The 12,667-nt window shown below is 62.1% G+C and carries 12 protein-coding genes; 4 read left to right on the top strand and 8 right to left on the bottom strand.

The window, feature by feature from the left end; all coding sequences use genetic code 11:
• Positions 1-16 precede the first annotated feature (16 nt).
• The 3 genes from BJP61_RS06830 to BJP61_RS06820 all read left to right on the top strand — a co-directional run bounded on the left by BJP61_RS06830 (position 17) and on the right by BJP61_RS06820 (position 2,098).
• Positions 17-1,261 carry an MFS transporter gene (locus BJP61_RS06830; RefSeq protein WP_038861348.1) on the top strand — a complete coding sequence of 415 codons (1,245 nt, stop codon included), beginning with the start codon at positions 17-19 and terminating at the stop codon, positions 1,259-1,261.
• Between the two features lie 182 nt (positions 1,262-1,443).
• Positions 1,444-1,704, top strand: a complete 261-nt coding sequence (locus BJP61_RS06825; protein WP_171998038.1) for a hypothetical protein — start codon at positions 1,444-1,446, stop codon at positions 1,702-1,704.
• Positions 1,705-1,717: 13 nt separating this feature from the next.
• Positions 1,718-2,098, top strand: coding sequence for a helix-turn-helix transcriptional regulator (locus BJP61_RS06820; RefSeq protein ID WP_038861346.1), 381 nt, complete (start codon positions 1,718-1,720; stop codon positions 2,096-2,098).
• A gap of 7 nt (positions 2,099-2,105) precedes the next feature.
• Here BJP61_RS06820 and BJP61_RS06815 read toward each other — a convergent pair whose 3' ends face one another.
• The 7 genes from BJP61_RS06815 to entC form a co-directional block, all read right to left on the bottom strand.
• A complete protein-coding gene (locus BJP61_RS06815) occupies positions 2,106-2,303 on the bottom strand; it encodes a YbdD/YjiX family protein (protein ID WP_038861345.1) in 198 nt (65 codons plus the stop codon).
• 72 nt (positions 2,304-2,375) lie between these two features.
• The gene (cstA, locus tag BJP61_RS06810; RefSeq protein ID WP_171998037.1) at positions 2,376-4,481 is read right to left on the bottom strand and encodes a pyruvate/proton symporter CstA; all 2,106 of its coding nucleotides are present in this window, start codon (positions 4,479-4,481) and stop codon (positions 2,376-2,378) included.
• A gap of 914 nt (positions 4,482-5,395) precedes the next feature.
• A complete protein-coding gene (gene entH / locus BJP61_RS06805; RefSeq protein ID WP_038861343.1) occupies positions 5,396-5,809 on the bottom strand; it encodes a proofreading thioesterase EntH in 414 nt (137 codons plus the stop codon).
• Positions 5,810-6,562 carry a 2,3-dihydro-2,3-dihydroxybenzoate dehydrogenase EntA gene (gene entA / locus BJP61_RS06800; RefSeq protein ID WP_171998036.1) on the bottom strand — a complete coding sequence of 251 codons (753 nt, stop codon included), beginning with the start codon at positions 6,560-6,562 and terminating at the stop codon, positions 5,810-5,812.
• Positions 6,559-7,428: an isochorismatase gene (locus BJP61_RS06795; protein ID WP_171998035.1), complete on the bottom strand. Its 870-nt coding sequence runs from the start codon at positions 7,426-7,428 to the stop codon at positions 6,559-6,561. Before BJP61_RS06795 ends, entA begins: the two co-directional genes overlap by 4 nt.
• Positions 7,429-7,437: 9 nt before the next feature.
• On the bottom strand, positions 7,438-9,042 hold the full coding sequence (locus tag BJP61_RS06790) for a (2,3-dihydroxybenzoyl)adenylate synthase (RefSeq protein ID WP_075193001.1): 1,605 nt from the start codon (positions 9,040-9,042) through the stop codon (positions 7,438-7,440).
• A gap of 10 nt (positions 9,043-9,052) precedes the next feature.
• The gene (gene entC, locus BJP61_RS06785) at positions 9,053-10,222 is read right to left on the bottom strand and encodes an isochorismate synthase EntC (protein ID WP_038861339.1); all 1,170 of its coding nucleotides are present in this window, start codon (positions 10,220-10,222) and stop codon (positions 9,053-9,055) included.
• 205 nt (positions 10,223-10,427) lie between these two features.
• Here entC and fepB point away from each other — a divergent pair, with 205 nt between their 5' ends.
• Positions 10,428-11,369 (top strand): Fe2+-enterobactin ABC transporter substrate-binding protein, encoded by a 942-nt coding sequence (gene fepB, locus BJP61_RS06780; RefSeq protein ID WP_171999266.1) that lies wholly within the window; start codon positions 10,428-10,430, stop codon positions 11,367-11,369.
• Positions 11,370-11,395: 26 nt separating this feature from the next.
• On the opposite strand, the gene entS is transcribed toward fepB, so the two are convergent.
• On the bottom strand, positions 11,396-12,640 hold the full coding sequence (gene entS, locus BJP61_RS06775; protein ID WP_171998034.1) for an enterobactin transporter EntS: 1,245 nt from the start codon (positions 12,638-12,640) through the stop codon (positions 11,396-11,398).
• Between the last annotated feature and the right edge of the window lie 27 nt (positions 12,641-12,667).

Below are 12,667 nucleotides of genomic sequence, written 5' to 3'. Positions count from 1 at the left end.
ACATTCGGGATGGTTTATGGCTTCTGTACACTCTGACGGCGATGCGTCTCTGCTGGCGCACCGCTCGTTCGTCGCGTTCTGGCTGGCGCGCACCTGCTCCGGCTTCGGTTTCCAGATGTTGTCTATCGTGGTGGGCTGGCAGATTTACGCCCTCACCCACAGCGCGTTTTACTTAGGGCTGATAGGCCTGGTGCAGTTTCTTCCTTCGGTCACGCTGGCGCTCTGGGCCGGGCATATCGCCGACCAGCGCGACCGCCGCCGGGTGGTGCTTATCGGACAACTGGTGGAGTGGCTCGCTATCGGCGCGCTGGCCGCCGCGACCGTCGCGCATCTCGCCGACGTGAAAATTATCCTCGGGCTGATCTTTATTATCTCTGTCGCCAAAGTGATGGAGGCGCCGTCGCTGCAGTCGATGCTGCCAGCGCTGGTGCCGCCCGCGCTGCTGGCCCGCGCGACGGCAGCAAGCGCCGTATCAAGCCAGGCGGCGATGATCATGGGCCCGGCGCTCGGCGGCCTGCTTTATGTTTTCGGCGCGCAGGTGGTGTACGCGCTCACCGCCGTGCTGTACCTGATTTCGGTGGTGATGGTCAGCCGCCTGCGCTACGAGCAGGCGCCGCCGGCGCGCCAGCCCGCGAGCCTTGCTACGCTGTTTGCGGGTGTGAAGTTTATCCGCGAGCGCCCGGACGTGCTGGGCGTGATTTCGCTCGATCTCTTCGCGGTGCTGCTGGGCGGGGCCACCGCGCTGCTGCCGATTTACGCGCACGATATTCTGCACACCGGGCCGTGGGGGCTGGGGCTGCTGCGCGCCGCGCCCGCCGTGGGCGCGCTGCTGGTCGGGTTCTGGTTAAGCCGCCGGTCGCTTGAGAAAAACGTCGGGATGATTATGTTTCTCTCGGTGGCGGGGTTTGGCGTGGCGACGCTGGTGTTCGCGCTTTCCAGCAACCTCTGGCTGTCACTTATCGCGCTCTTCGCGACAGGCGGGTTTGATATGGTGAGTATGGTTATCCGCGGCGCGCTGGTGCAGCTCGACACCCCCAACGAGATGCTGGGTCGTGTGAACGCCGTGAACTCGATTTTTATCAATACCTCGAATCAGCTCGGCGAATTTGAGTCTGGCATGCTGGCGGCGCTGCTCGGCACCGTGCCTGCGGCGGCCATCGGCGGCATCGGCACGCTGGTGGTGGTCGGGCTCTGGATGCGCCTGTTTCCGTCGCTGCGTAAACGTCAGCGGCTCGAAGAGCCAAAAACGCAGACTGCCTGAATACGCAACGCCTTCCGCCCGGAAGGCGTTTTTGCGAGACGTCACGAGAAACCTTTCGCTGCCGCTTTCCTCCCACCTTTTCCCCGTTTAGCGTGCTGCCTATAAGCAAATCATTTTCGGATAAAAGCTTATAATCTTATATTTTACTTATAGCATGGAAACGGATAAAGTGAGGGAACCGAATGGACATCAGATGGACGAAGCGGGCGTACAAGCAACTGAGCGCTGTACCGGAAGGCGACAGGCTCATGCTCTGTAAAAAGGTCTCCGCGCTCGCCGCCGAAGACGCCAGGCTGGATATCGTAAAGCTGGCGGGGCTGAAGCCACGCTACCGGCTGCGGGTGGGGAATTATCGGGTTATTTACGAGCGTGTGGCGGGCGTTCCGGTTATCTGCCTGATTCTGGAAGTCAAACGCAAAACTACAACCACTTACCTTAATTAACGGGGGTATCGATATGCTCAATGCACAAATTATTCATGATAAACAGGGCAAACCCGAGTATGCGGTCATCCCCTATGAACTTTACCTCTCAATGCTGGCACAACTGGAAGATGACGAGGCGCTGGCGTCATTGCCGTATGAATCCGATAGCGACGACGACGTCACGCTGCCGCATGAGGTGGTGGGTATTAGCGTTGAGCAGAACGTGAGTTTACAGGCCGCCTGGCGAATCTGGCGTGGCCTCTCTCAACAGGACGTGGCGGAAAAACTCGGCATCAGTCAGTCGGCGGTTTCACAACTCGAATCGCCTGATTCACGTCCGCAAAAGCGCACCCGCGAAAAGCTGGCGGCGCTCTATGGCTGTCAGCCGGAACAGCTTTTGCCGTACCGCTGACAGGCGATTAACAGCACTTCGCGCCGCCTTTCGCGCCGTAACGAGCGTCCTGGCGTTCACGGAAAAACGCTTCGTAAGTCATCGGCGTCTGGTCCGGGTGGTTGACGCGCATGTGTTCAACGTAATTGTCGTAATCCGGCACGCCGATCATCATTTTCGCGGCCTGGCCGAGGTATTTCCCGGCTTTAGCAAGGGTATCGAACATTTTTCGTCCTTATTCATTGGCCCCACTCCCGGCGGGGAGCGGGGGCCAGAGTGCGTCGTTAATGGCCTTCACTCAATGCGCGTTTTTCGCCTGCGTCACTATCTGCTCCGTACCGGCAGGCATAGGCTCATACGGCGTTTCGCTGGCGGTCGGTGTATCGTGCTTCAACGCCGCCAGCGCGGTTTTGATGGAAAACAGCGCCAGCACCACCACCACGACCATAAAGAAAATGGTCAGGCCCGCGTCGAGACGGTTATTAAACACCAGCTGGCTAAGCTGCGCCTCGGTGTACTGCGCCGGGATAGTGCCGCTGTCCAGAATCGCCTGGAATTTATTGGCGATAGCGAGGAAGCCTACTTTGTTATCCGGGCTGAACGCTTTTTGCCAGCCCGCGGTTAATGTGCAAACCAGTAACCACGCGGTCGGCACCAGCGCCACCCACGCATAACGCTGGCGTTTCATCTTAAACAGCACCACCGCGCAGAGCATTAGCGCCATGCCCGCCAGCATCTGGTTAGCGATACCGAACAGCGGCCACAGCGTATTGATGCCGCCGAGCGGATCCACCACGCCCTGATGCAGGAAATACCCCCACGCCAGTACGCACAGCGCCGTCGCCAGCAGGTTCGCGGGCAGCGAATCGGTGCGCTTCAGGCCGGGCGAGATAACGCCCAGCAAATCCTGAAGCATAAAGCGCGCGGCACGGGTTCCGGCGTCAACCGCCGTCAGGATAAACAGCGCTTCGAACAGGATAGCGAAGTGATACCAGAACGACACATCCATCAGGCCGCCAAGCGCGCCGTGAAGAATATACGCCATTCCCACCGCCAGGGTCGGCGCGCCGCCCGCGCGCGAGATAATCGTCTGCTCGCCCACTTCGTTCGCTATCTGGTTAAGCGTCTCCGGCGTTATCTGGAAGCCCCAACCACTCACCACCTGCGCGGCGGAAGCGACCACATCCGCCGTGCCGGCAGGGGCCAGCACCGCCATCGGGCTGTTCATCGCGAAGTAAACGCCGGGGTCAATCACGCACGCTGAGACCAGCGCCATGATCGCCACGAACGACTCCATGAGCATCCCGCCGTAGCCGATAAAGCAGGCCTGGTTTTCATTCGCGAGCATTTTCGGCGTGGTGCCGGAAGCAATCAGCGCGTGGAAGCCCGATACCGCGCCGCACGCGATGGTGATAAAGAGGAACGGGAATAGGTCGCCGGTCCAGACCGGGCCGGTGCTGTCGATAAACCGGGTCATCGCGGGCATGGTCAGCGTCGGGCGCATAATCAGAATGCCAATCGCGAGGCCCACGATGGTGCCGATTTTCAGGAAGGTAGAGAGGTAGTCACGCGGCGCCAGCAGCAGCCAGACCGGCAGCACCGCCGCCACAAAGCCGTAGCCCACCAGCATCCAGGTCAGCTGTACGCCCGTGAAGTCAAACCACGGCGCCCAGGTTTCGCTTTCGGCCACCCAGCCGCCGGAAATAATCGCAAACACCAGCATCACCAGGCCAATCACCGAGACCTCGCCGATGCGCCCAGGCCGCAGATAACGGATATAGATGCCCATAAAAATGGCGAGCGGAATGGTAAAGGCGACGGTGTAGGTGCCCCACGGGCTGTGGGTCAGCGCTTTCACAACGATCATCGCCAGCACCGCCAGGATGATGATCATTATCATAAAGCAGGCGACAAGCGCGATGACGCCCGCGGTATTGCCCATCTCCTCTTTCACCAGCTCGCCGAGCGAACGTCCGTCGCGACGGGTGGAGACAAACAGCACCATAAAATCCTGCACCGCGCCGGCCAGCACCACACCCGCGAGGATCCAGATCATGCCAGGCAGATATCCCATCTGCGCCGCCAGCACTGGCCCTACCAGCGGCCCGGCGCCCGCGATCGCCGCGAAATGGTGACCGAACAGCACTTTTTTATCGGTAGGTACATAGTCGAGCCCGTCGTTATGGCGCACCGCCGGCGTCATGCGCGTCGGGTCGACGGCGAGCACCTTTTTCGCGATAAACAGGCCATAAAACCGGTAAGCGATGAGATAAATACAGACGGCGGCGACAACGATCCACAACGCGTTGATCTGTTCGCCGCGGTTAAGGGCGATGTAGCCCAGCGCGAAAGCGCCCATCACGGAGAGCACCGCCCAGATAAGGTATTTCCCTGAGTTCGTCATAATTGTTATCCATTCAGTGAAACGATGAGTGAAACAGAGGTGTTACATTTTGTTTCTATATCACTAAAAAGAATTTAACAACGCAAGGCGCAGAGAAACGCAAGCCAGCGGTCAGGATTTACGTCAGTCTGTTAGCGGGATCACGGGATAATGATGCGCGGGGTGTAACGCAGCGGTGGCGGTTAAGCGGAGCACCCGCCTTATAAAACCCGCATAACCGTAGGGCAGATAAGCGAAGCCGCACCCGCCATCGGCAAGCCCGGCATCAGCCCCCGGTCTCTCTCCGCCGGGAAACGGCGTGCGTGAGGGGCGAACAGGTAAGCGCGGTGAACGGTTACGTTCGCCAGGGCGCGCGCTGACGCTGTCGCCTTCCCTCACGCGAACGTGTTAAGGGGGCTCGCCGCCGCCCCCTTAACAATCCCGGCTCGCGGCCAGAGGGCAGCCGCAATAACCCCCACGCATCCGCGTTCGGCGCTGAAGGTTGGAAAGATGAAAGTTTTATTTTCGTAGGGTGGGTGCGCTTACGCTTACCCACCCTACAACATCGACTTAACCGAAGTAACCGTAGGGCGGGTAAGCGAAGCCGCACCCGCCATCGGCAAGCCCGGCATCAGCCCCCGGTCTCTCTCCGCCGGGAGACGGCTTGCGTGAGGGGCGAACAGGTAAGCGCGGTGAACGGTTACGTTCGCCAGGGCGCGCGCTGACTCTGTCACCTTCCCTCACGCGAACGTGTTAAGGGGGCTCGCCGCCGCCCCCTTAACTATCCTGGCTCGCGGCCAGAGGGCAGCCGCAATAACCCCCTCGCATCCGCGTTCGGCGCTGAAGGTTGGGGGGAAGGTGTTATTTTCGTAGGGTGGGTGCGCTTACGCTTACCCACTCCACAACTACAGCATCGACAGACCGGACAATGACCGCTATCCCAGAATTGCCGTGCTCAGGCGGCTGGTGCAGCAGCGTCGTCCTTGTTCGTCATAGATGACAATTTCCCAGCACTGGCTTTGTCGCCCCAGATGCAGCGGCTGGCAGACGCCGCGCACCTGACCTTGCGATACCGCGCGGTGATGCGACGCGCTGATTTCGGTGCCCACCACGCACTGCCCGTCGCGCGTGGTCAGGTAACCCGCCATCGAGCCGAGCGTTTCGGCGAGCGCCGCTGAGGCCCCGCCGTGTAAAAGCCCGAATGGCTGATGGGTGCGGGCATCCACCGGCATGGTCGCCTCCAGTAAATCGTCGCCGATGCGGGTATAGACAATGCCGAGATGCTCCACCAGCGTGCCGACGCTGGTCGCATTAAGCGCTTCAAGCGTCATGTGACGTTTCCAGATCATCTATGCCCCCAGGGTGGAACCGCCATCAATAACGATATCCTGTAGCGTAATATGGCTGGCGAGATCGGACGCCAGGAACAAAATCGTGTTCGCCACTTCCTGCGGCTGGGCAATTTTCCCAAGCGGAATACCGAGCTTAAACTGCTCCGCGAACCCGCGAATGCGTTGCTGTTCGGCATCGTCGCTTTTCCACAGGGTGCGTTGCATGTCCGTGTCGGTGGAACCCGGCGATACCAGATTACAGCGCACGCCGCAGGCCGCCAGCTCAAGCCCCACGGTCAACGCCAGGCTCTTTAGCGCCGCCTTTGACGCGCCATAAGCTGACATTCCGATGCGTGGCGTGTGCGCGGCGTCCGAGGCGACCGTCACCACCGCCCCGCCCCGCTGCGCGCGGAATGTTGCCATCGTCTGCTGGAAAAAGTTAAACGCGCCGCCGACGTTAACCGCGAATGTCTGCTGCCAGTCGTCCAGCGCAAGCGCGTCCGTGGCGCCCATGCGCAGAATGCCCGCCGCATTCACCAGCACATCGAGACGCGTGTTGTCATGCAGCAGACGCTGACAAACCTTTGCCACCGCGGCGGCGTCCGCCACGTCGAGCGTCTCGCAGGAGAACGGATAGTCGGCATGCGGGAACGCGAGGTCGAAGCCGGTCACCGTCGCGCCCGCCTGCGCAAACGCCAGCGCAGTGGCGTAACCGATGCCCTTGCCCGCCCCGGTCACCCAGACTGTCTGGCCGCTGAAATCAAGCGTCATGCCTGCGGCTCCCGTGAAAGCAGCGTCCACCAGGCGTCGATGGTCGGGTTTTTCGCCAGCATAACAAAGTCGATATCGCCATGCGCTTTGCGCCAGCGCGCGGCGAGCGCCATCATGCGCACGGAATCGAGCCCGTAGTCGATGAGGTTCTCGTTATCTTCCGGCTCGTCGGATTCATCCAGCAGCGGCAACACCAGCGCGCGCAGCGCCGCTTTGCTGCCCGGCACGTCAGGCCCGGCGGCAGGCAGCAGATCGGCGGTCATCACCACGCGACCGGCGCGGCCCGCGACATAATTCAGCGCCATCAGATGTTCTTCACGGCTGAAGTCCGCCAGCGCGTCGGCCACCATAAACGGCTTAATGTCACGCATAAACGCGTCGGTTGCGGTAATCATGCAGCCAATATGCGCGTAAACGCCGCAAATAATTAGCTGGTCGCGCCCCGTCTCTTTCAGCGCCTGCTCCAGCGGCGAGCGGTGAAACGCGCTGTAGCGCCATTTCACCAGCACCGTGTCGTCGGCGTCCGGCGCAAGCGCCGCCGCCACGTTTTGTTTGTCAGGGTGATGATTAAGACCCGGCCCCCACATGTCGTTTAACAGCGCGCGGTCGGCGTCGCTCTGGTTATTCGGCTGCGCGGTGTAGTACACCGGGATACCCTGCGCTTTACAGAACTGGCGCAGCGCCGCGATATTCGCCACCACCTGCTCGATCATCGGGCAGTTCTCGCCCCAGAAATTAAGGAAATACTCCTGCATATCATGGATCAGCAGCGCCGCGCGCTGCGGCTCAAAGGCCCAGTTGACCTTATTTTGCGGGAGATCCGCCGCGGTCGGCAGCGCATAGGCGTTCAGTTTAGGGATAGCCATTTTCTTTCCTTACTCAGTTGCAGACTGGCGCGCCGCCAGCCAGAGACGCAGTTGTTTTTTATCTACTTTGCCGACCGGTGTGAGCGGCAGTTCATCGACGCACTCCACGCGATCCGGCAGTTTGAAATCGGCGACGCCCAGCTCGCGCAGATAACGACGGATCTCCACCGCTTTGACCGGGCGCTGCGTGACGATATACGCGCAGCTTTTCTCGCCCATCAGGCTGTCTTCCATCGAGACCAGGCCCGCGTGAATGATAGCCTCGTGACCGAGCAGCAGGTTTTCGATCTCTTCAGCGGCGATCTTCTCGCCGCCACGGTTGATTTGATCTTTCTCGCGGCCCTGAACGGTGATGTAGCCGTGTTCGTCAATCGCTATCAGATCGCCGGAGCTGTAAAAACCGTCCGCGTCAAAGGCGCTGGCGTTGTGCTCCGGGCTGTTGTAGTAGCCGCGGAAGGTGTACGGGCCACGCGTCATCAGGCGCCCCACCTGGCCGCGCGGCAGCGGATTGCCGTTTTCATCGGCCACCCAGACTTCGTCGTCCGGGCTCATCGGACGGCCCTGGGTTGTGAAAATACGCGCGTCCGGATCGGACAGACGGGTGTAGTTCACAAGCCCCTCGGCCATGCCGAACACCTGCTGAAGCTGGCAGCCGATCTCCGCCGGAATGCGCGCCGCGAGCGTGTCGGACAACCGCGCGCCGCCGACCTGCAGCAGCTTCAGCGAGGCCAGCTGGCGGTTATCGCCCCACTCGTTAATCGCCTGCAGCCAGAGGCTGACGGCAGGCGGCACCAGCGCGGTGACGTTGATCTGATGCTGTTCAATCAGCGGGAAGCAGAGCGTCGCGCTCGGATCGCGCGCCAGCACCACGCAGCCTTCGGTGAAAAACACGCCAAGCGCGCCGGGCGAGCTTAACGGGTAGTTATGCGCCGCGGGCAGCGCGCAGAGATAGCGCGTTTCACGGCTGAAGGCACAGATCTCTGCGCTACGGCGGATGCTGTAGTAGTAATCGTTATGGGTGCGCGGGATAAGCTTCGGTGTGCCGGTGCTGCCGCCGGAGAGCTGAAAAAACGCCACTTCATCGGCGGCGGAAGGCGCGGGTGAGAAACCGGCCTGCGGCTCTGCGATAAGCGGCTCCAGAGTATCACCGCGCAGCAGCGTCATGCGAAGCGATGGGGTTTTCGCGGCCAGCGCCTGCGCGTAAGCGTTATCGGCAAACAGCGCGTGCTCGCGGTCGGCAATCAGCAACGCAGGCGCAATCTGGCGTGCGTAGGCGTCAAGCTCGGTGCGCTGGTGGCTGAAGAGCGCATTGACCGGCGCGACGCCGATTTTCAGCAGCGCGAAGAAGACGATGTAAAACTCCGCCACGTTGCCAAGCTGCACCAGCGCGGTGTCGCCGGTTTTCAGACCGCGACGCGACAGCGCGCCCGCAAGCCGCGTGGCGGCCGCGTCCAGATCGCGGTAGCTGAAGCGGCGCTCGCCGTCGATAACCGCGGTGGCGGCGCTCTGCGCGTGGCGGCTGACGATATCGGTCAGCGGCAGGTCGAGCCAGTAGCCTTTGGCGCGGTAGCGCGCGGCGAAATCATCCGGCCAGCGGGTGTAAGGGATAGTCATGCGCAGAACCTCAGTGAAGACCTAAAACGTGAAGCATGGTGGAAAGTTTGGTGCCGGTTTCGCGCCACTCAGAGAGCGGATCGGAGGCAGGCACAATTCCGGCGCCCGCGAACAGACGTACCTGATTGCCGCGCAGCCGCGCGCAGCGGATGGTCACTACCCACTCGCCATTGCCTTCGGCGTCGCACCAGCCGACGATGCCGCCGAAGAGTTCGCGTTCGAACGGCTCCAGCTCGGCGATATACGCTTTCGCCGCCTCGTGCGGGAAGCCGCTTAATGCGGGCGTCGGGTGCAGCAGGCAGGCAAGCGACAGCGCGTTATCGTCTGCAAAGCGGGTCTCGCCCTCGACCGGCGTGGCGAGATGCCACAGCGTCGGCGTTGTAATGAGCTCCGGCGCGCCCGGCATCGCCAGATGCTGGCTGCGCGGCGCCAGCACGTCGCGCATCGCCTGAGTCACCAGTTCATGCTCATGCCGGTCTTTGGCGGAGCACAGCAGCGTCTGCCCGGCTGCTTTATCCTGCGCCGCATCAGCGTGGCGACGCGCGGAGCCGGCGAGCGGCAACGAGCTGAACGTATTGCCATCTTTGCGCAGCAGCAGTTCGGGGCTTGCGCCAAGCAGCGTGCCGCCATCGGGCAGCGGAACGTGGAAGTTAAAGCTCGCCGGGTTTTGCGCCACCAGACGCGCCAGCAGCGCCAGGCTGTCCGGCGTCTCTTCGGTGGTGATATCGATAAGCCGGGAGAGCACGATTTTGCGTACCGCCGGCGTGTCGGTCAGCGCAGCGGCGCGCGCCACCATCGCCATAAAGGCGTCCTGTTCCGGTATCGCCTCGCGGCTTTTCACGCGCGGCGCGGCAGCGGCGCGCTCAGGCAGCGTATAACCTGCGGGCGTAAAATCGCTGCGGCTTTCGGGGATAAACAGCGCGGAGGGCTGGCGCGTGTCGAACGGGATAGCGCCAACCACTATCGGGCGCGCGATGCCGCTGCGGCGGGCGCGGTCAAAGGCGTCGCGCAGCGCGGTCTGAAACGCGCCGTGGCGCGCTTCGCCATCGGCTGCCGGCGTGTCCAGCCGCGCGAAACAGCCGCGGGTGGTAAAACTGTGATAAGGCGACATGAAGAAAAAGCTGTCAGATGAAAGGGATGCGGTTGCCTTGCGGCTCTCCTCGACCAGTGACGTGTCCATGTGCTCCTCCTGTACCAAAAAAGAGAACTGATAATTGTTATCATTTGTATTTGGTGGCGTAACCTAAGGCGAAATGGCGGGCATGTCAACCGCAGAGGCAAATTCACGGCGTCGTCACCGCTTGCATCCTGTCGGCAAATCGTGAAAATGAGAAGCATTATTAACTCTTCTGACAGGATACGTTGCCGTGACGTTCATTTCCGCCCTGCGCTCCACGCTCGCCGCCAGCCTGCTGGTTTTAGGAATTTCCTCAGTTTCACAGGCGGCAGACTGGCCGCGCCAGATAACCGACAGCCGCGGCGTGCAGACGCTCGCAAAAGCGCCGCAGCGCATCGTCTCCACCAGCGTCACCCTGACCGGCTCGCTGCTGGCGATTGACGCGCCGGTCGTGGCGAGTGGCGCCACCTCGCCGGGCAACCGCGTCGCTGACGATCAGGGTTTCCTGCGCCAGTGGGGCGAGGTGGCGAAAGCGCGTCACGTCGGGAGGCTGTACATCGGCGAGCCGAACGCCGAAGCCGTGGCCGCGCAGATGCCGGATCTCATTCTGGTCAGCGCCACCGGCGGCGATTCCGCGCTGGCGCTGTACGAGCAATTTTCCGCCATCGCGCCGACGCTGGTGATTAATTACGACGACAAAAGCTGGCAGCAACTCCTGACCCAGCTCGGTGAAATCACCGGTCACGAGAAACAGGCGGCCGCGCGCATCGCGCAGTTTGATAAGCAGCTCGCGCAGGCGAAAACGCACATGGCGCTGCCGCCGCAGCCGGTAAGCGCGCTGGTTTATAACCCGGCGGCGCACGGCGCGAATCTCTGGACCGCCGACTCCGCGCAGGGGAAACTGCTCGGCCAGCTCGGCTTTACGCTCGCGCCGCCGCCCGCCACGCATGGCCTGACCAGCATGGGCAAACGCCACGATATTATTCAGCTCGGCGGAGAAACGCTGGCCGGGGGGCTTAACGGCGAGACGCTGCTGCTGTTCGCTGGCGATGAAAAAGACGCCGCCGCGCTGATGCGCGATCCGCTGCTGGCCCACCTTCCTGCGGTGCAACATAAACGGGTATACGCGCTTGGCACCGAAACCTTCCGTCTCGATTATTACAGTGCCAGCCTGCTGCTCAAGAGGCTGGAAATGCTGTTTAAAGCGTAAAAAAGGGGCCGCCGGGCCCCTTTTTATTATGCCTGCGCTGGTTGCTGCGGCGTCTGGCGCAGACGTCGCAGCTCGCCGAAGAGCATCGTCAGGACGATAGCAATCACCGCGAGCCCCAGGCCCCCCGCGCTCGCGGCACTGACTGGCGAGAGCAGCGCGCCAGCGCCGCCCAGCAGCGCCGCGCCGATGGCGTCGCCCGTGACGTTTTGCGCCGTCCACAGCCCGTTAATACGCCCGAGCATGTGATCCGGCGTCTGGGTCTGGATAAGCTGGTACTGGATCAGCGAGCTGATGCCGCTCAGGTAGCCGAACAGCGTCAGGCAGAAGAACGCCAGCGGCCACCAGGGCATCAGGCTGAACACGCCGACCGCCGCCAGCGCCAGCACCGAGGCGATAAGCATCGTGCGGCCGGGGTGCGGCGAATGCGCAAGCCCGCCGCTGGTAAGCGCGCCCAGCGCCGCGCCGAGCGGTACAGCAGCGTAAAGCACGCCGATTTCGCCGCTCGCCATCTGCCAGTGGTTCGCAAGCGACGGATAAAGCACGCGCACCGCGCTCGCCATCGTCAACAGCGCGCCAGTAAGCGCGACGCCGCCGACAATCGGGCTTGCAATAAGAAAACGCAGGCCGTCCGCCAGCGCGCGCAACGGGTGCTGGCGCTGCATCTGCGGCGCGGGCAGCGCCGGGAGCGTAAGCAGCGGCAGCAGTGTAAGAAATGTGCCGAGCGCGGCCAGCGCATAGTTCCACGCCACCCCGCCCCAGGCGAGCAGCATCCCGCCGAGCAGCGGCGAAATCACCGACCCGAGCCGCACTGTGAGCATCGTGATGGCCCCCGCCTGCATCAGGTTTTCACGTCCGACGATGGCGGGCGTCGCCGCCAGCAACGCCGTCACGCCGATCGCCCCAAAAAAGCCGTCCCACACCCCGAGCAGATAGATGGCAGCGACCGAGGGCGCGGGCAGCATGGCGTTTACCCACAACCCGATAAACCCGACCCCGCAGGTGGAGCGCGCCAGCAGAATGAGTTTTTTACGCTCGTGGCGGTCGGCCAGCACGCCGCCGGTCATCAGTCCGATAAACATCGCCGCCCCCGTGAGCGTCACTGCGAGACCAACCTGAAACGTCGAGCCGGTGAGCGTCTGGATCTGTACCGGCACCGCCACGCCGAGCAGGCCGAGACCGAGAATGGAGATAAAACGCGCCAGAAAAACGGCGCGATAAGCAGGATGCGTTTTCAATAACGAGAGATTAAGCAGCAGCGAATGTCGGTTCATTACAGGGCCTTAACGCGAATTTTCCTT

This window comes from Cronobacter sp. JZ38 (assembly GCF_008932145.1).
Taxonomy (GTDB): Bacteria; Pseudomonadota; Gammaproteobacteria; order Enterobacterales; family Enterobacteriaceae; genus Cronobacter; species Cronobacter muytjensii.
The sequence above is the reverse complement of the archived record's forward strand: the minus strand, read 5'-3'. Positions and strand labels throughout refer to the sequence as shown.

Bases quoted from the DNA above. Each gene is read 5' to 3' on its own strand.
- BJP61_RS06830 (WP_038861348.1), top strand. From the start codon at position 17: ATGGCTTCTGTACACTCTGACGGCGATGCGTCTCTGCTGGCGCACCGC.
- BJP61_RS06825 (WP_171998038.1), top strand. From the start codon at position 1,444: ATGGACATCAGATGGACGAAGCGGGCGTACAAGCAACTGAGCGCTGTA.
- BJP61_RS06820 (WP_038861346.1), top strand. From the start codon at position 1,718: ATGCTCAATGCACAAATTATTCATGATAAACAGGGCAAACCCGAGTAT.
- BJP61_RS06815 (WP_038861345.1), bottom strand. From the start codon at position 2,303: ATGTTCGATACCCTTGCTAAAGCCGGGAAATACCTCGGCCAGGCCGCG.
- cstA (WP_171998037.1), bottom strand. From the start codon at position 4,481: ATGACGAACTCAGGGAAATACCTTATCTGGGCGGTGCTCTCCGTGATG.
- entH (WP_038861343.1), bottom strand. From the start codon at position 5,809: ATGATCTGGAAACGTCACATGACGCTTGAAGCGCTTAATGCGACCAGC.
- entA (WP_171998036.1), bottom strand. From the start codon at position 6,562: ATGACGCTTGATTTCAGCGGCCAGACAGTCTGGGTGACCGGGGCGGGC.
- BJP61_RS06795 (WP_171998035.1), bottom strand. From the start codon at position 7,428: ATGGCTATCCCTAAACTGAACGCCTATGCGCTGCCGACCGCGGCGGAT.
- BJP61_RS06790 (WP_075193001.1), bottom strand. From the start codon at position 9,042: ATGACTATCCCTTACACCCGCTGGCCGGATGATTTCGCCGCGCGCTAC.
- entC (WP_038861339.1), bottom strand. From the start codon at position 10,222: ATGGACACGTCACTGGTCGAGGAGAGCCGCAAGGCAACCGCATCCCTT.
- entS (WP_171998034.1), bottom strand. From the start codon at position 12,640: ATGAACCGACATTCGCTGCTGCTTAATCTCTCGTTATTGAAAACGCAT.